General features: G+C 60.6%; 13 protein-coding genes and 1 pseudogene. 6 read left to right on the top strand and 8 right to left on the bottom strand.

All coding sequences use genetic code 11. The features are described 5' to 3' along the window. Window positions 1-67: 67 nt before the first annotated feature. Window positions 68-1,495 (top strand): exodeoxyribonuclease I, encoded by a 1,428-nt coding sequence (gene sbcB, locus QYQ93_RS23335; RefSeq protein WP_043050025.1) that lies wholly within the window; start codon window positions 68-70, stop codon window positions 1,493-1,495. Between the two features lie 91 nt (window positions 1,496-1,586). On the opposite strand, the gene mvaT is transcribed toward sbcB, so the two are convergent. Then, on the bottom strand, window positions 1,587-1,961 hold the full coding sequence (mvaT, locus tag QYQ93_RS23330; protein ID WP_005790963.1) for a histone-like nucleoid-structuring protein MvaT: 375 nt from the start codon (window positions 1,959-1,961) through the stop codon (window positions 1,587-1,589). A 349-nt stretch (window positions 1,962-2,310) separates the two neighbouring features. Here mvaT and purU point away from each other — a divergent pair, with 349 nt between their 5' ends. Continuing rightward, entirely contained in the window at window positions 2,311-3,159 is an 849-nt protein-coding gene (purU, locus tag QYQ93_RS23325) for a formyltetrahydrofolate deformylase (protein WP_043050024.1), read from the top strand. Window positions 3,160-3,274: 115 nt separating this feature from the next. Here the strand turns inward: purU and QYQ93_RS23320 are convergent, their stop codons facing one another. The 5 genes and pseudogenes from QYQ93_RS23320 to QYQ93_RS28620 all read right to left on the bottom strand — a co-directional run. Next, window positions 3,275-4,381, bottom strand: a complete 1,107-nt coding sequence (locus tag QYQ93_RS23320) for a lysylphosphatidylglycerol synthase transmembrane domain-containing protein (protein ID WP_043050023.1) — start codon at window positions 4,379-4,381, stop codon at window positions 3,275-3,277. Continuing rightward, window positions 4,378-5,121 carry a polysaccharide deacetylase family protein gene (locus QYQ93_RS23315; RefSeq protein WP_338475563.1) on the bottom strand — a complete coding sequence of 248 codons (744 nt, stop codon included), beginning with the start codon at window positions 5,119-5,121 and terminating at the stop codon, window positions 4,378-4,380. The genes QYQ93_RS23320 and QYQ93_RS23315 overlap by 4 nt, the downstream gene beginning before the upstream one ends. Continuing rightward, entirely contained in the window at window positions 5,114-6,235 is a 1,122-nt protein-coding gene (locus QYQ93_RS23310) for a glycosyltransferase family 1 protein (RefSeq protein WP_338475562.1), read from the bottom strand. The genes QYQ93_RS23315 and QYQ93_RS23310 overlap by 8 nt, the downstream gene beginning before the upstream one ends. A 479-nt stretch (window positions 6,236-6,714) precedes the next feature. Beyond that, on the bottom strand, window positions 6,715-7,479 hold the full coding sequence (locus QYQ93_RS28625) for a methyl-accepting chemotaxis protein (RefSeq protein WP_422394058.1): 765 nt from the start codon (window positions 7,477-7,479) through the stop codon (window positions 6,715-6,717). Window positions 7,480-7,572: 93 nt separating this feature from the next. Further along, window positions 7,573-8,604 (bottom strand): annotated as a pseudogene (locus tag QYQ93_RS28620) (HAMP domain-containing protein); the annotation flags it as partial. Between the two features lie 205 nt (window positions 8,605-8,809). Here QYQ93_RS28620 and QYQ93_RS23300 point away from each other — a divergent pair. Continuing rightward, window positions 8,810-10,288 (top strand): helicase HerA-like domain-containing protein, encoded by a 1,479-nt coding sequence (locus QYQ93_RS23300; protein ID WP_217881918.1) that lies wholly within the window; start codon window positions 8,810-8,812, stop codon window positions 10,286-10,288. A gap of 4 nt (window positions 10,289-10,292) precedes the next feature. On the opposite strand, the gene QYQ93_RS23295 is transcribed toward QYQ93_RS23300, so the two are convergent. Continuing rightward, window positions 10,293-10,748 carry a DUF721 domain-containing protein gene (locus tag QYQ93_RS23295; protein WP_043050018.1) on the bottom strand — a complete coding sequence of 152 codons (456 nt, stop codon included), beginning with the start codon at window positions 10,746-10,748 and terminating at the stop codon, window positions 10,293-10,295. A gap of 305 nt (window positions 10,749-11,053) precedes the next feature. On the opposite strand from QYQ93_RS23295, the gene secA reads away from it, so the two are divergent. The 3 genes from secA (at window position 11,054) to QYQ93_RS23280 (ending at window position 16,203) form a co-directional block, all read left to right on the top strand. Next, window positions 11,054-13,789 carry a preprotein translocase subunit SecA gene (gene secA / locus QYQ93_RS23290; RefSeq protein WP_043050017.1) on the top strand — a complete coding sequence of 912 codons (2,736 nt, stop codon included), beginning with the start codon at window positions 11,054-11,056 and terminating at the stop codon, window positions 13,787-13,789. Between the two features lie 124 nt (window positions 13,790-13,913). Next, window positions 13,914-15,131, top strand: a complete 1,218-nt coding sequence (gene argJ, locus QYQ93_RS23285; RefSeq protein WP_043050016.1) for a bifunctional glutamate N-acetyltransferase/amino-acid acetyltransferase ArgJ — start codon at window positions 13,914-13,916, stop codon at window positions 15,129-15,131. Between the two features lie 127 nt (window positions 15,132-15,258). Next, entirely contained in the window at window positions 15,259-16,203 is a 945-nt protein-coding gene (locus QYQ93_RS23280; RefSeq protein ID WP_338475560.1) for a Nudix family hydrolase, read from the top strand. Window positions 16,204-16,314: 111 nt separating this feature from the next. Here the strand turns inward: QYQ93_RS23280 and QYQ93_RS23275 are convergent, their stop codons facing one another. Further along, the gene (locus tag QYQ93_RS23275) at window positions 16,315-16,893 is read right to left on the bottom strand and encodes a cob(I)yrinic acid a,c-diamide adenosyltransferase (RefSeq protein WP_043051426.1); all 579 of its coding nucleotides are present in this window, start codon (window positions 16,891-16,893) and stop codon (window positions 16,315-16,317) included. Window positions 16,894-16,895 lie beyond the last annotated feature (2 nt).

Below are 16,895 nucleotides of genomic sequence, written 5' to 3'. Positions count from 1 at the left end.
AGGTATCGCTGGCCCCGAGCACCTTGCAGCGCCTAGACTTTGTCGGTCTTCAGCACAGGAATAGCCCGTGACCTCGATTTTCTGGTACGACTATGAAACCACCGGTATCAACCCGCGCAACGATCGCCCGCTCCAGGTAGCGGGTATCCGCACTGATCTGGACCTCAACGAGGTCGGTGCGCCGATCAACCTTTATTGCCAGCCCAGCGACGATATCCTGCCCCATCCGGCTGCGTGCGCGATCACCGGGATTACCCCTGGCGTCCTGATGCAACAAGGCCTTGCCGAAGCCGACTTCATGACCCGGGTGCACGCCGAACTGGCCACTCCAGGCACCTGCGGCGCCGGCTACAACACTCTGCGATTTGACGATGAAATGACGCGCTACAGCCTGTATCGCAACTTTTTCGATCCTTATGCGCGGGAGTGGCAAGGCGGCAACAGCCGTTGGGACTTGATCGATGTGATGCGTACTGCCTATGCATTGCGGCCCGAGGGCATTACCTGGCCTGAACAAGACGGGCGCGTGACGCTCAAGCTCGAGCGGTTGACCGAAGCCAACGGTATCGAGCATGGCCAGGCCCACGATGCGTTATCTGATGTGCGAGCAACTATCGCCCTGGCGCGCCTGGTCCGGGAAAAACAGCCCAAGCTATATGAATGGTTGTTTCAACTGCGCAGCAAGCAGCGGGTCATGGATCAGGTGCGGTTGCTGCAACCGATGGTGCATATCTCCGGACGCTTTTCTGCCGAGCGCCATTACCTGGGGGTGGTATTGCCACTGGCCTGGCACCCGCGCAATCGCAATGCCTTGATCGTCTGTGACCTGGGGCTCGACCCGCAGGGGTTGTTGGACCTGGATGCCGAGACCCTGCGCGAGCGCCTTTACACGCGCCGTGACGAGTTGGCCGAAGGTGAACTGCCGGTACCCCTCAAGTTGTTGCATATCAACCGCTGCCCGGTGGTCGCGCCGTTGAAGGTGCTGCGCCCGCAAGATCGCGAGCGTCTGCAATTGGATATGGATACTTTTCAGGCACGGGCGCTGCGGCTAACTGACGCACAAGCAGTTTGGCGTGACAAGTTGGCGGCCATTTACGCCGAGGAAGATTTTGCGGCGAACCAAGACCCGGAGCAGCAGCTCTACGATGGCTTTATTGGCGACCGTGACCGGCGTTTATGTGAACAAGTTCGCATGGCAGAGCCCGCGCAGTTAGCGCGTCAGCAGTGGCCGTTCGATGATCATCGTTTGCCGGAATTATTATTTCGCTACCGCGCGCGTAACTTTCCTGAAACCTTGAACAATGAGGAGCAACAGCGCTGGAAACTGTTCTGCCAGCAACGCTTGTCGGATCCGCAGTGGGGGGCACCGAATACCTTGCTGGCATTTAAGCAGGCGCGTGAGGAGTTGGCCGTTAGTGCTACATCGTTTCAGTGCAGGGTACTCGAGCAATGGCAGGACTATGCCGACTCTTTAGCCGCTCGACTGAACCTGTAGGTGGATAACTACAGAATATCCTGACAATAAAAAACGCCAGCAATCTGGCGTTTTTTAATGTGTTGCGTATCGGGCGAAGGTCCGACCAGGCTTAGCCCAGCAGGGTAGCCCAACCTTCAACGACATCACCGCCCCACTTGGCTTTCCACTCTTTCAGAGTCTTGTGGTTGCCACCTTTGGTTTCAATCACTTCACCGTTGTGCGGGTTTTTGTACTGCTTGACCTTGCGAGCACGCTTGGTGCCGGTAGTTTTTACAGCGCCGCGTGGTGCTTTAACTTTCGACTCTGGATCCAGCAGCGCGATGATGTCACGCAGGGATTTGGAGTATTCACCCATCAGGGTGCGCAATTTACCTTCGAATTCCAGCTCGGTTTGCAGCTTGTCGTCTTGGGACAGGTTCTTCAAACGAGCTTGCAGCTCTTTGATGGCTTCTTCGGTGGCGCGGTATTCGTTGATCAGAGACATGTGGACTACCTTATGTAGAACGCTGATTGGCAGGGTGAGTGGCCCAATAATAGTCAGCCAATTTCGCCAAGTAAACATTTAAGACGGTGATTATGTGAATTAGATTGAATGTTTGTGGCAAAGCGCTGCAAACGAGTTAATTAATAGGCGCTGGGCAGAAAGATAATCGCGTTAATTTCCGGTTAACTGCTCGTGTTTGCCTTATACGATCAAACAGCGGTGGTAAAACCTTACGCGATTAAGGGGTGTTGCCAGGACCAGCGCCGCGAATAAGGCGTCAGGAATACTGCAGTTTTTCTGCGCAATCGCTAGAATAGCGGCCTTTGCGAAGTTCTGGAGTTTCCCCCTAATGCGCACTTTTCGGCTGGTGATTGCTTGCCCGGACCGGGTTGGCATCGTTGCCAAGGTCAGTAACTTTCTGGCTTCCCACAATGGCTGGATCACCGAAGCGAGCCATCACTCGGATGATCTCAGCGGTTGGTTTTTCATGCGTCACGAAATTCGTGCCGACACCTTGCCCTTTGGCCTGCAAGCCTTCCGCGAGGCGTTTGCGCCCATCGCCGAAGAGTTTTCGATGACCTGGCACATCACCGACACGGAGCAGAAGAAGCGCGTGGTGCTGATGGCCAGCCGCGAATCCCACTGTCTGGCGGACCTGCTGCACCGGTGGCACAGCGATGAGCTGGACTGCGAGATTGCCTGTGTGATCTCCAACCATGACGATCTGCGCAGCATGGTCGAATGGCATGGCATCCCGTACTACCACGTGCCGGTCAATCCCCAGGACAAGGAGCCTGCGTTCGCCGAGGTATCGCGCCTGGTCAAGCAGCACGATGCAGACGTGGTAGTGCTGGCGCGCTACATGCAGATCCTGCCGCCGGAACTGTGCCGTGAATACGCCGGCAAGGTGATCAATATTCATCACAGCTTCCTGCCGTCGTTTGTCGGGGCCAAGCCCTATCACCAGGCTTCCCTGCGCGGCGTGAAGTTGATTGGCGCGACCTGCCACTACGTCACTGAAGAGCTGGATGCCGGCCCGATCATCGAACAGGACGTCGTACGCGTCAGCCACAGCGACAGTATCGAAGACATGGTGCGTTTCGGCCGTGACGTCGAGAAGATGGTGCTGGCCCGTGGCCTGCGTTATCACCTGGAAGACCGCGTGTTGGTGCATGGCAACAAGACCGTGGTGTTCTGACCAGCCCGTTGGGTTGAATAAGAAAGGGCCTGGGGGTAAAACTCCCCAGGCCCTTTTTATTTGTAGGACACCCACATGACCGACCCCCTAGATAAAGCCACCTCCAGGGCGCCCGCTACCTTGGGCGAGGGCTGTCTGAGTCGCTACGACCCGGATGCGCTGGATGCCGAGGATGGTACTGATTTCCCCGGGGCTGCCCGCTTGTGGGAACAGCTGCAACAGGACGAGCCTTGCGTGCCCCCCGAAAAAGACGTTTGAGCAGCGGTTTGCCGACCATCAATAGAAACACCGGTGCGCCGGCCAGCAGGTAGAAGTAATAGGTCACCGCCCGCCAGATCAGAATCGCCGCCGCGGCCGTGGACTTGCCCACCATGGGCGCCAACAGTGCCGCCGAGGTCAGCTCGGCCGCCCCGGCCCCGCCCGGCAACAGGCTGAACTGCCCCGCCGTCAATGCCAGCATCTGGATCAGGAAGCTCCAGGCCCACTGCACATCGCCGCCCAGGCCACGCAGCGCCAGGTACAACACGCTGTAGCGCAATAACCAATGCAGGCTGGTCAGCGCAAACACCCGTAACAGCGTGCGCCAAGGCAATTTCAGGGTTTGGGTAAAGGCCGCGAGAAAGCGCAGTAATTTGCGCGCCCAGCGTCGGCGGGTGCTGGCGCGTACTTTCAGGGTTTTGAGCGCCAGGCCGGTCAGGCGAATCAGGCGGCGATGATAACGCACCACCAGCCAGCCGCTGATGATCCCTCCTACCATCGATACCGCGCTGAGCCCCAGCAGCCACTCCATGCGTGGGTTGAGGCTATGGAACAGCGCATACAAGAGAATGCCCGCCAGCGCGCAGAGAAAAAACAGCAAGTCGCTCAACTGGTCCATGGCAAACACCGCGCTGCCATGGGCAGGACGTATGCCATTGCGCGCCAGCAGCGCCATCAGTGTCAGGGGCCCACCGCTGCCCCCGGGCGTAGCGCACATCGCGAACTCGGTGGAGATCACCACGCCAAGGCTTTTGAACGGCCCCAACTGGCCGCGCTGCTCGCCGAGCAGCAGACGGATGCGCAGGCTGTTGATCAGCCAGCAGCCGATAATCATGGCAAACATTCCCAGCAATTGGGGCAAGGGGAACTGCCGCAGGCGCAAGAGGGTTTCGCCGCCGCCCAGCCACACGGGAATCACCAGCGCGATGAGCAGGGCCAGCACTAGCCAGATCAGTCGGCTCATGGCTGCGTCGCCAGCCAGACGGCCTTGGTCTGTGGAGTGCGCCCAGCATTGAGCAGGCGTTGCAGGGTTTGTAGCCAGGCACGACGAGAAAACTCGTGGCGCATGTCCACCGGGTGCAGCCCCAACCGGATCACCGGGGCGGTCTGCCAGCGCTGCTCCCGTTGGTCGCTGAGGACTTTGGACAGGCCGCGGCGCCATGCGCTGCGGGCGCTCCAGACCAGGCCTGGGGCGTCGATGCGTGTGAAGTCAGGCAGTCGATAAAGATGCTGCGGGTCGCTGGTGTAGCTCAGCGGCAACTGGCGCAATGCCTGGCGGGTGCCGTCGCTCATTAGCCAGGCGGGGGCGACAAACCCGTGCAGCGGCCAGTCATTGCGCTGGAATACCTCGATGCCGGCGGTAAGCCGCTTTAATGCTTCGGCCTGGGACAACTGGTAAAACTCGCCTTCATGGGTATAGATGCGCCGCATGAACCAGTCTTTTGGTGTACGTGGCCTGGGCTGGTCGTCGCAATGATAGTAGCCGTGCAAGGTCAGTTCATCGCCCCTGGCTACGCGGCTGTCGAGCAAGCGGCGAAAGTCGGCGTGGGCGGCCAGGTCGTCATGGCGATGGAAGTCCGGCACTACCAGCCAGGTGATGGGTACGTTGCCCAGCGCATCCACGGCCTCGACAAACGGCCGATAGTCGGCCCAGGTGCTCGGTGCTACATCGTGCAACACCAGAATGACCGAACGCTCAGCCATGGGCGAGCATCGGTTTGTGCGTGCCCAGCACGGCGTGATAATGGCCCAGCAGGCTATCGACTACGGTGTCCCACGCATAATGCTGCTCAACGTGCTGCCGCGCCTGGGCGCCCAAGCGTCGGCTGTCGGCACCGAACAGTTCGCGCACCGCGTCAGCCATCGCCTTGGGGTTGTTGGGCGCACACAGCAGGCCACAGCGTTCGTCGACAATTTCAGTGAAGGCCCCGGCCGCAACGGCGACGACCGGGATGCCACAGGCCATGGCCTCCAGGATCACCAGGCCGAAGGTTTCCTGGTCGCCGCCATGCAGCAAGGCGTCGGCGCTGGCCATCAGCCGGGCGACATGCTGGGCAGGGCGGAATCCATCGACTACGGTGACATTATCCGGCACGTTGGCCGGCATGCCCGAACCCACCAGCAGCAAATGGTAGCCGTCGCCCAGGCGCTTCATGCAATTGAGCAGCACCGACAGGTTTTTCTCCTTCGAACCGCGCCCGGCGAAGATTAACAATCGGGTGTCTTCGCCTATCCCCAGCTCGGCGCGCAGGCCAGGATCGCGCACGTCGGGGGTGAAGGTTTGCAGGTCCACCCCCAGCGGTTGGACGAAGACATTTCTGACCCCGAGGCCGGTGAGTTTGTCGGCCATCACCTTACTGGGGGCCAGTACCCGATCGAAATTCCCGTAGAGCTTGCTGACATAGGCCTCGACGTTGGGCGTAAACCAGGGCCCCATGCGGTTGCTTACCAGCAGCGGCAGGTCGGAGTGGTAAAAGCCGATCACCGGCACGTCCAGCTGGCGCCGGGCATCGAGCGCGGCCCAGGCGGTGAGGTAGGGGTCGCCGACTTCGATAAGATCGGGCTGTAGATCGTGCAGCACATTTCGCCAGGGCGCCAAGCGCAGGGGGAAGCGATAGCCCTTGCCAAAGGGCAGGGCAGGCGCCGGCACCTTGAAGATCCCGTCGTGCTCGCTCAAGTGAGCGCCAGGCACCAGCAGGCTGTGGCGAATCCCAGGCTTGAGCGCCAGGCGCCGGTGCTTGGCGTCGAGATAAGTGCGTACGCCGCCACTCGCCGGGGCGTAGAACATGGTTATGTCAGCGATATGCACGATAAACATCCCTCCGATCCATTGCTCTCATTAACGTGGACCTGAGACGCGCAGAGATGTTCGATTGGGATTGGTGCCGTGAGGTATGTTCAAGCTTGAAAATGCTGGCAAATGTGGGACGGGGGGGGGGCGACGATTCGACTACACAACTTCGGGTACGCCGCTGGACCCTGTGGGAGGGGGCTTGCTCCCGATGGCGGCCTGACAGGCGACCAGAACGGTGGGTCAGGCCGGGTACTTATCCGGTATTAGGAAACGGCTGCTTAAGGTGGCGGCTATCGCAGGAATAGATATGTACTCCGACAGGCCCAATCGGGAGCAAGCCCCCTCCCACAGGGTCCAGCGGCGTCCCCGGAATTGATACCTATGCCCCGGTGAGGGCCGGTCAGTCAGCAGATCTGTGGTTGAACCGCTCCCATCGAGGGCAAGTCGAATCGTCGCACCGCTTCCCACATTTTGACTGAGTACCGCCAGCCCCCCTCTGTCTATCAGATACGGAAGCTGCCCACCAATTGCTTCAAGCGTGAAGCTTGCCGTTCCAGGTCCGAGCAGGCGCGCAGCGTCGATTGCAGGTTTTCCACGCCTTCCTGGTTGAGGGTGTTGATCTCGGTGATGTCCATATTGATCGACTCCACTACCGAGGTCTGTTCTTCGGTGGCAGTGGCGACCGACTGGTTCATGCCGTCGATCTCGCCAATACGCTGGGTCACGCTGTTCAAGCGCTCGCCGGCCAGGTTGGCGATTTCCACGCTGTCCAGGCTGTGGCGTTGGCTTTCACTCATGGTGCTTACCGAATCCCGCGCGCCGACTTGCAGCTCCTCGATCATCTTCTGCACCTGTTGCGCCGACTCCTGGGTGCGGTGGGCCAGGTTGCGCACTTCATCGGCCACTACCGCAAAGCCGCGTCCGGCTTCTCCAGCGCGTGCCGCTTCGATGGCCGCGTTGAGCGCCAGCAGGTTGGTTTGCTGGGAAATGCTGGTGATCACTTCAAGAATCTGACCGATATTCACGGTCTTGCTATTAAGTGCTTCTATATTGCTGCTCGAGGCGCTGATCATGCTCGACAGCTGCGTCATCGCCTTGATATTGCGTTCAACCACCTGCTGGCCGTCTTCGGCCAAGTGCCGTGCATCGCTGGCCTGGTTGGAAGCTTGGGCGGCGTTGCGAGCGATCTCCTGGGCAGCGGCTCCCAGTTGATTGATGGCGGCGGCGACGCTGTTGGTGCGGTTGGCCTGTTCGTCGGAGTTGATCATCGACGAGTTGGAGGCGCTGACCACGCGCAGCGCCACTTCATTGACCTGCTCGGTGGCTGACGAGACTTCGCGAATCGAGGTGTGGATGCGCTCGACGAAACGGTTGAAGGCAGTGCCCAAGGTGCCGAACTCGTCGTTGTTCTGGATGACCAGGCGGCGGGTCAGGTCGCCCTCGCCGTCGGCGATGTCCTGCATGGCGCGGGTCATCAGGTGCAGCGGTTGCAACAAGACACGGATCAACATGCCCAGCAGGGCGATGATGATCACCACCGCAATGATCGTGGCGATCACGGCCGAGGTGCGAAATTCACTGAGCATGGCGAACGACTTGGCTTTATCCACCGACACACCCAGGTACCAGTTCACCGATGGCAGGCCTTTGATCGGGGTGAAGGTCACGATGTTGGTTTTGCCGTTGGCTTGTACTTCGCTGAAATCGCCGCTGATCTTCGGCGTGTCCTTTGGGTACACGTCAGCCAGGGTCTTCATCACCAGGGATTTGTCCGGGTGCACCAGCACTTTGCCGTCGGCGCTGACCAGGAAGGCATAGCCCATGCCGCCGAAGTCCAGCGCGCCAATGTTATCCACCAGGGTTTGCAGGCTGAGGTCGCCGCCTACCACGCCGATGCTCTGGCCGGCCTTGGCGCTGGGAGTGGCAACCGAGATGATCAGTTGACCGGTGGCCGCGTCGATATAGGGTTCGGTCAGGGTCGAGCCATTGCTGGTCTGGGCGCCCTTGTACCAGGGGCGAACACGCGGATCGAAGCCGTCGGGCATCTTTGTATCAGGGCGGATGGTGAAAGTGCCCTGGCTGTCGCCGACGTAGGTTGCCATGAATGAAGAGGTCAACGCTTTCTGTTCCAGCAGGCTGGCGACCACGGACGGTTCAGGGTTGATAGCAATATTTTGTGCTGCATTTTCCACCAGGGCGATACGCCCGGTGAGCCAGGTCTGGATATTGCCGGCGGTGACATCGCCCATTTCATGCAGGTAGTTATTGAGGTCGTCGCGAATCGCGTTGCGTTGCAGGTAGTCGTTGTAGAGGGTGAACAACGCGAAGGCGGCGATGACGATAAGGGAGGCTGCAAGCAGGATTTTGTGGCTGAAGCGCAGATTTTTATTCATGGCTTGTAGGGTCCGCTAAGGTCTTAATATCCGAGGCGCGTCCTGGACGGGAGGCGCAAAATGGCAGCGTCAAAAAAGGTGTGGTATTTCTGGTGATAGCTCCGTTGGTCCATATCGGAATTATCTGACCATTTTTTAGTCTTTGTCGGGCTTACATTTGTCTATATCGACCTCGCAGCACTAAAGATTAACCATAGGTGACGAAATGCCTGACTCCACTCAACTGCTTATCGGTGCCGGCCCAGACGGCCAGCCCATCGCCCAGTCCATGCGCCTGGCCAACCGTCATGGGTTGATCGCCGGCGCCACGGGCACCGGCAAGACCGTCACCTTGCAGCGCCTGGCCGAAGCCTTCAGTGATGCGGGTGTGGCGGTGTTCGCCGCCGACATCAAGGGCGACCTGTGCGGCCTGGGCGCCGCCGCCAACCCCCAGGGCAAGGTCGCCGAGCGGATTGCCGGCATGCCGTTCCTGAATTACACGGCCCAGGCGTACCCGGTCACCCTTTGGGATATCCATGGCCAGTCCGGCCACCCACTGCGCACCACCATCAGCGAAATGGGCCCGTTATTGCTCGGCAGTCTGCTGGAACTCACCGACAGCCAGCAATCGGCGCTCTACGCGGCATTCAAGGTGGCGGACCGCGAAGGCCTGTTGCTGCTGGACCTCAAGGACCTCAAGGCGCTCCTTAACCACCTGCGCTATCACCCGGAACTGCTTGGCGAAGACGCGGCATTGATGACCACGGGCTCCAGCCAGGCGTTGCTGCGGCGGCTTGCGGTGCTGGAACAGCAAGGCGCCGAAGCCTTGTTTGGCGAGCCAGCGCTGCAATTGGAGGATATTTTGCAGCCAGCCAGCGATGGCCGTGGGCGCATCCACCTGTTGGACGCCAGCCGCCTGGTGCATGAAGCGCCCAAGGTGTACGCGACCTTCCTGTTGTGGCTGCTGGCGGAGTTGTTCGAACAGTTGCCGGAGCGCGGCGATGCCGACAAACCCTTGCTGGCGCTGTTTTTCGACGAGGCCCATTTGTTGTTCGCCGACACGCCCAGAGCCCTGCAGGAGCGTCTGGAGCAAGTGGTGCGCTTGATCCGTTCCAAAGGTGTCGGCGTGTACTTCGTCACCCAATCGCCAGGCGACCTGCCCGATACGGTGCTGGCGCAACTGGGCTTACGTGTCCAGCACGGCTTGCGCGCCTTTACCGCAAAAGAACAGAAATCCCTGCGGGCGGTGGCGGATGGTTTTCGGCCCAACCCGGCGTTCGATAGTTTGTCGGTGCTGACAGAGTTGGGCACTGGTGAGGCGTTGGTGGGCACTTTGCAGGAAAAAGGCACGCCAGAAGTCGTCCAGCGCGTGCTGGTTGCCCCCCCGCAATCGCGGATCGGGCCGCTCAGCGAAGCCGAACGTGCGGCCTTGGTCGCCAGTTCGCCGCTGCTGGGTCGCTATGACAAGCCGGTTGATCGTGAGTCGGCCTATGAGGTGCTGATGGCGCGCAAGGAACTTGGGCCTACTGGCGAGACTGCACCGACCGCCGAAGAACCGAGCTTTACCGACAAGGCCGGCGCATTCCTCGGCACCACCGCAGGCAAGGCGTTGAAGTCAGCGATGCAGCAGGCCGCCAACCAGATGGGGCGCCAGTTGGTGCGTGGCTTGCTGGGCTCGCTGCTGGGCGGCAGCAAGCGCAAATAGCGATTCAGGGCTTGGGCCGGGCGTGGGCGGCAAGCCTCTCCAGGGCGGCGCGCAGGCCCGGGTCGCTGATCCCGTCGGCCGTTGCCTGCAGGGTTTCGGCCGCATTTACCGACAGGTCCAACGTGTGTCCCACCGTGCGCTGCGGCACGGCGGGCGGCTGTACCTTGAATTGAATGCGCGTCAAACCGGCAAATTCATCGAATACCATTAATTGCCGCTGCAAGCGTTTTTGCTGGTAGCGCAAACGGGTCGCCCAATGGCCGTCGGTCACAATTAGCAGCAGGTTGCCTTCTCGCCAGGACGCCACGTGGCAGTGTTCACGGGCGGCTGGTTGCAGTTGGCTTTCAAGCAGGCGTTGTAAATGGCCCAAGCGTCGCGCCTGGCCGAAGATGGCTTTCAACGGCTTGGCTTCGCGGAGCAACACGCCGGGAGCGCGGGCTGTAAGAGGGCGAAATGCCATGTCTGGACACCTTAAGTAACAGAGCGCTCATCTTAACAGAAAGCACCGATACGGCCCCAAGCCATGCTTCTGCAGGGCTTTTCCCATGAAATCAATAGGTAACTTCTTCACTTCATGGGTTGAAGTTCCAGCAAAAGCCCTTATTTTAAACAAGCCCTCTCACAGGCCCATGCCAGCATCGGGGAACAACGCCACTTTCCTCACCCACGTTTCAGGGTAGAATGCGCGTTCGCATGCGGCCGTGAGGGCTGCTCGGGCCACTGACGGTGCGCCCTCCATCCCTATGTGTGGAAGAACCTGCCGATATGTTTGCGCCTTTGTTAAAGAAACTTTTTGGAAGCAAGAATGAGCGCGAAGTCAAACGCATGCTCAAGACGGTGCAGCTGGTCAATGCCTTCGAAGAGCAGATGGTTGCCCTGTCGGACGAGCAATTGCGCGCCAAGACCGAAGAGTTCAAGGCCCGCATAGCCAAAGGTGAAACCCTCGACAAGCTGCTCCCCGAAGCCTTCGCGGTCGCCCGTGAAGCCGGTAAGCGTGTGATGGGCATGCGCCACTTCGACGTGCAGTTGATTGGCGGCATGACCTTGCATGAAGGCATGATTGCCGAAATGCGTACCGGTGAAGGCAAGACCCTGGTAGCCACCCTGGGTGTGTACCTCAACGCACTGTCCGGCAAGGGCGTGCACGTCGTGACGGTGAACGACTACCTGGCTCGCCGGGACGCCAACTGGATGCGCCCGCTGTATGAGTTCCTCGGCCTGACCGTCGGCGTGGTAACGCCGTTCCAGCCGCCGGAAGAAAAGCGCGCCGCCTATGCCGCCGACATCACCTACGGCACCAACAACGAATTCGGTTTCGACTACCTGCGCGACAACATGGCGTTCAGCATGGAAGAAAAATTCCAGCGCGAACTCAACTTTGCCGTGATCGACGAAGTCGACTCCATCCTCATCGACGAAGCCCGTACCCCGCTGATCATCTCCGGCCAGGCCGAAGACAGCTCGCGCCTGTACACCGAGATCAACAAGTTGATCCCGCGCCTGGAGCAGCACATCGAGGAAGTCGAAGGCGTGGTGACCAAAGAAGGCCACTTCACCATCGACGAGAAGACCCGCCAGGTCGAACTCAACGAAGCCGGTCACCAGTTCGTCGAAGAGATGCTGACCCAGATCGGCGAGCTGGCCGAAGGTGAAAGCCTGTACTCGGCGCACAACCTGGGCCTGTTGACCCACGTGTATGCCGGCCTGCGCGCCCACAAGCTGTTCCATCGCAACGTCGAATACATCGTCCAGGACGGCCAGGTCGTGCTGGTCGACGAGCACACCGGCCGTACCATGCCGGGCCGTCGCCTGTCCGAAGGCCTGCACCAGGCCATCGAGGCCAAGGAACACCTCAACATCCAGGCTGAAAGCCAGACGTTGGCGTCCACTACTTTCCAGAACTACTTCCGTCTGTACAACAAACTGTCCGGCATGACCGGTACGGCCGACACCGAAGCGTTCGAATTCCATCAAATCTACGGTCTGTCGGTGGTGGTCATCCCGCCGAACAAGCCGCTGGCCCGTAAAGACTACAACGACCTGGTGTTCCTGACCGCCGAAGAGAAATACGCGGCGATCATCAATGACATCAAGGATGGCATGGCCAAAGGCCGTCCGATCCTGGTGGGTACCGCCACCATCGAGACGTCCGAGCACGTGTCCAACCTGCTGAACAAGGAAGGCATCGAGCACAAGGTCCTCAACGCCAAGTTCCACGAGAAAGAAGCCGAGATCATCGCCCAGGCCGGTCGCCCAGGCGCGCTGACCATCGCCACCAACATGGCCGGTCGTGGTACCGACATCCTGTTGGGCGGTAACTGGGAAGTGGAAGTGGCCTCCCTCGATAACCCGACCCCCGAGCAGATCGCCCAGATCAAGGCTGACTGGCAGAAACGCCACCAGGCTGTGCTCGAATCCGGTGGCTTGCAGGTGATCGCGTCCGAGCGCCACGAATCGCGTCGTATCGACAACCAGCTGCGTGGCCGTGCCGGTCGCCAGGGTGACGCCGGTTCCAGCCGTTTCTACCTGTCGCTGGAAGACAGCCTGATGCGCATCTTCGCCTCGGACCGCGTGAAGAACTTCATGAAGGCCCTGGGCATGCAGTCCGGTGAAGCGATCGAGCACCGCATGGTGACCAACGCCATCGAGAAGGCCCAGCGCAAGGTCGAAGGCCGCAACTTCGACATTCGTAAGCAATTGCTCGAGTTCGATGACGTCAACAACGAACAGCGTAAAGTGATCTATCACATGCGTAACACGTTGCTGGCCGCCGACAATATTGGCGAGACCATCGCCGATTTCCGTCAGGACGTGCTCAACGCCACCGTCAGCGCCCACATCCCGCCACAGTCCCTGCCTGAGCAGTGGGATGTCGCCGGTTTGGAAGCGGCGTTGAAGAGCGATTTCGGGGTTGATCTGCCGGTCCAGCAATGGCTGGACGAAGACGATCACCTGTACGAAGAAACCCTGCGCGAAAAACTGATGGCCGAGCTGCTGGCCGCGTACAACGAAAAAGAAGAGCAGGCGAGTGCCGAAGCACTGCGCACCTTCGAGAAGCAAATCGTACTGCGCGTGCTGGACGACCTGTGGAAAGACCATCTGTCTACCATGGACCACCTGCGTCACGGCATCCACCTGCGTGGCTATGCCCAGAAGAACCCGAAGCAGGAGTACAAGCGCGAGTCGTTCACCTTGTTCTCCGAGCTGCTGGATTCGATCAAGCGCGATTCGATCCGCGTGCTGTCCCACGTTCAGGTGCGTCGCGAAGACCCGATCGAGGAAGAGGCACGCCTGCGTCAGGAAGCCGAGGCATTGGCTGCGCGCCTGCAGTTCCAGCATGACGAAGCACCGGGCCTGGAAGCGCCTGAGGCATTGGGCGAAGAGGTCGATGTGGCCCTTGCGCAAACCCCGGTGCGCAACGATCAGAAGCTGGGCCGCAACGAACTGTGCTGGTGCGGTTCGGGCAAGAAGTTCAAACACTGCCACGGCGAAATCAACTAAGATTTTCGCCTGACGCTGCAACACCCCGCGCCGCGACCGGCACTAGCCGTCGCGGCGTTTTGCCATTAATTCCCACCGTCGATCGCGACGGCACAGACATCACCTATTTTTGAGGAGCGCATTCATGGCTGTTGGTCTTGGTCCTTTGCCCACATTGCACCCGGTTGCCGGTTTTGAGCTCGGTATCGCCTCGGCCGGCATCAAGCGCCCGGGGCGCAAGGATGTGGTAGTGATGCGCTGTGCCGAAGGCTCGACCGTCGCCGGTGTGTTCACCCTCAATGCCTTCTGCGCTGCGCCGGTGATCCTGGCCAAGCAACGCGTGGCCGGTACGATCCGTTATCTGCTGACCAATACTGGCAATGCCAACGCCGGCACCGGCGAGCCTGGCCTGGTGGCCGCGGCGCGTACCTGCGCCAAGCTGGCCCAATTGACCGGCGTGGACGCCAGCCAGGTGCTGCCGTACTCCACCGGCGTGATCGGTGAGCCGCTGCCTGTGGAAAAAATCGAAGGCGCCCTGCAAGCCGCGCTGGATGACCTGTCTGTGGATAACTGGGCGGCTGCGGCCACTGGCATCATGACCACCGACACCTTGCCTAAAGGCGCAAGCCGTCAGTTTGTGCACGACGGCGTGACGGTCACCGTGACCGGCATCAGCAAGGGCGCGGGCATGATCCGCCCGAACATGGCCACCATGCTCGGCTATATCGCCACCGATGCCAAAGTCTCCCGCGACGTGCTGCAGAGCCTGATCCTGGACGCGGCCAACAAGTCGTTCAACCGCATCACCATCGATGGCGACACCTCGACCAACGACTGCTGCATGCTGATTGCTACCGGCCAGGCCGACCTGCCGCCCATCACGCAAGCCAGCGGCCCGCTGTTCGCGGCATTGAAGCAGGCGGTGTTTGAAGTGTGCATGGACGTGGCCCAGGCCATCGTGCGTGACGGCGAGGGCGCGACCAAGTTCGTGACGGTTGAAGTCAACGGCGGCGGCAACCATCAGGAATGCCTGGACGTGGGCTACACCGTGGCGCACTCGCCGCTGATCAAGACCGCGCTGTTTGCCTCGGATCCGAACTGGGGCCGTATCCTGGCGGCTGTCGGTCGTGCCGGCGTGCCGGACCTGGACGTGAGCAAGATCGACGTGTTCCTCGGCGACGTGTGCATCGCAAGCGGTGGTGCTCGCGCCGAAACCTACACCGAAGCCCAGGGTTCGGCGGTGATGCAGCAGGAAGAAATCACCATCCGCATCGAATTGGGGCGCGGCGCGTGCAGCGAAACCATCTGGACCACCGACCTGTCCCACGAGTACGTGAAGATCAATGCGGAATACCGTACCTGATGTAGGAGCAAGCTTGCTCGCGAAAAACTCAATGCCACCGCGTTTATCCAGGATGTGCGCGTTATCGTTGCCGTTCTTCGCGAGCAAGCTCGCTCCTACAAGGGCTATAACGAGAGGAAGCAGTGGCGTGAAACGAGTGCATGTAGCAGCAGCGGTGATCCGCGGTGTCGATGGCAGGATCCTGCTGGCGCGCCGTGCCGATACCCAGCATCAGGGCGGGCTCTGGGAGTTTCCCGGCGGCAAGGTGGAGGCCGATGAGTCGGTCGCCACGGCCTTGTCACGAGAACTGCAGGAAGAGCTGGGTATTCAGGTCACTACGGCGCGGCCGTTGATCAAGGTGCGGCATGATTACCCGGACAAGCAGGTGTTGCTGGACGTCTGGGAAGTCTCGGCCTTTACCGGCGAGCCCCATGGGGCCGAAGGGCAGCCGTTGGAATGGGTGACGCCACGGGACCTGGTCAACTATGAGTTCCCGGCGGCAAATGCGCCGATTGTTGCCGCTGCGCGCTTGCCCGCCGAGTACCTGATCACGCCGGGCGAGCTGGAAACCCCAACGCTGTTGCGCGGCATCCAGAAGGCCATTGCAGGGGGGATCAAGCTGGTTCAACTGCGTGCGCCCAACGGCTACGACCCTAAATACCGTGACCTGGCGGTGGATGCGGTTGGCCTGTGTGCCGGCAAGGCGCAATTGATGCTCAAGGGGCCGTTCGAGTGGCTGGGGGATTTCCCCGCCGCCGGCTGGCACATGACCTCGGCGCAATTGCGCAAATATGCGAGCAAGGGCCGCCCGCTGCCGAAGGACCGTTGGTTGGCGGCTTCTTGCCACAACGCTGAAGAGCTGGCGCTGGCAGAGATGATGGACGTGGATTTTGTCACCCTGTCGTCGGTGCAGCCGACCCAGACTCATCCGGATGCGCAGCCGTTGGGTTGGGAGCAGGCGGCGCAGTTGATTGCCGGGTTCAGTAAGCCGGTATTCCTGCTGGGCGGGGTTGGGCCTGCGCAACGGGAGCAGGCTTGGGAAGCTGGTGCGCAAGGTGTGGCAGGTATTCGGGCGTTCTGGCCGCAGCTCTGATGATCGTTCCCACGCTCTGCGTGGGAACGCCTCCTGTGACGCTCTGCGTCACGCTTTGGGACGCGGAGCGTCCCTTGATGCATTCCCACGCGGAGCGTGGGAACGATCTGGTCAGTGTGGCTTGGCAGCGGCCTGCCATAACACTTCAGCAACACCCTGGCGCTTGGCAATCACCCTGGCCGCCACAAACAACAGATCCGACAACCGATTGATATACGCCAATCCCACCCCCTCCAGCGGCTCCAGCGCATTCAGGTGCTGACACCGCCGCTCAGCACTGCGCGCCAGGCTGCGGCACACATGGGCTTGGGCGATCAGCGCCGAACCACCGGGCAGGATGAAGTTCTCCAGCGGCCCCACTTCTTCGTTCCAGCGATCAATCGCCGCTTCCAGCCGATCCACCTCCGCCGCGTTCAGCGCCTTGTACACCGGCATCGCCAGCTCACCGCCCAGATCGAACAGACGATGCTGGCACGGCGTGAGCACTTCAATCACATCATTTAACGCCGGGTGCTTGCCGCTTTGCTCTTCCAGGCTGGCCAGCAACAGGCCCAACTGGCTGTTCAGCGTATCCACCTCGCCGATCGCTTCCACACGCGGGTGGTCCTTGGGCACGCGGCGGCCGTCACCGAGGCCGGTTTCGCCCTTGTCGCCGGTACGGGTGTAGATCTTCGACAGGCGAAAGCCCATGG

The sequence above is a fragment of the Pseudomonas khavaziana genome, assembly GCF_036704165.1.
Lineage (GTDB): Bacteria > Pseudomonadota > Gammaproteobacteria > Pseudomonadales > Pseudomonadaceae > Aquipseudomonas > Aquipseudomonas khavaziana.
This window is presented reverse-complemented; position numbering and strand designations above follow the sequence as displayed.

Coding starts and splice junctions, on each gene's coding strand:
- mvaT (WP_005790963.1), bottom strand. CDS start 1,961: ATGTCTCTGATCAACGAATACCGCGCCACCGAAGAAGCCATCAAAGAG.
- purU (WP_043050024.1), top strand. CDS start 2,311: ATGCGCACTTTTCGGCTGGTGATTGCTTGCCCGGACCGGGTTGGCATC.
- QYQ93_RS23320 (WP_043050023.1), bottom strand. CDS start 4,381: ATGAGCCGACTGATCTGGCTAGTGCTGGCCCTGCTCATCGCGCTGGTG.
- QYQ93_RS23315 (WP_338475563.1), bottom strand. CDS start 5,121: ATGGCTGAGCGTTCGGTCATTCTGGTGTTGCACGATGTAGCACCGAGC.
- QYQ93_RS23310 (WP_338475562.1), bottom strand. CDS start 6,235: ATGTTTATCGTGCATATCGCTGACATAACCATGTTCTACGCCCCGGCG.
- QYQ93_RS28625 (WP_422394058.1), bottom strand. CDS start 7,479: ATGATCAACTCCGACGAACAGGCCAACCGCACCAACAGCGTCGCCGCC.
- QYQ93_RS23300 (WP_217881918.1), top strand. CDS start 8,810: ATGCCTGACTCCACTCAACTGCTTATCGGTGCCGGCCCAGACGGCCAG.
- QYQ93_RS23295 (WP_043050018.1), bottom strand. CDS start 10,748: ATGGCATTTCGCCCTCTTACAGCCCGCGCTCCCGGCGTGTTGCTCCGC.
- secA (WP_043050017.1), top strand. CDS start 11,054: ATGTTTGCGCCTTTGTTAAAGAAACTTTTTGGAAGCAAGAATGAGCGC.
- argJ (WP_043050016.1), top strand. CDS start 13,914: ATGGCTGTTGGTCTTGGTCCTTTGCCCACATTGCACCCGGTTGCCGGT.
- QYQ93_RS23275 (WP_043051426.1), bottom strand. CDS start 16,893: ATGGGCTTTCGCCTGTCGAAGATCTACACCCGTACCGGCGACAAGGGC.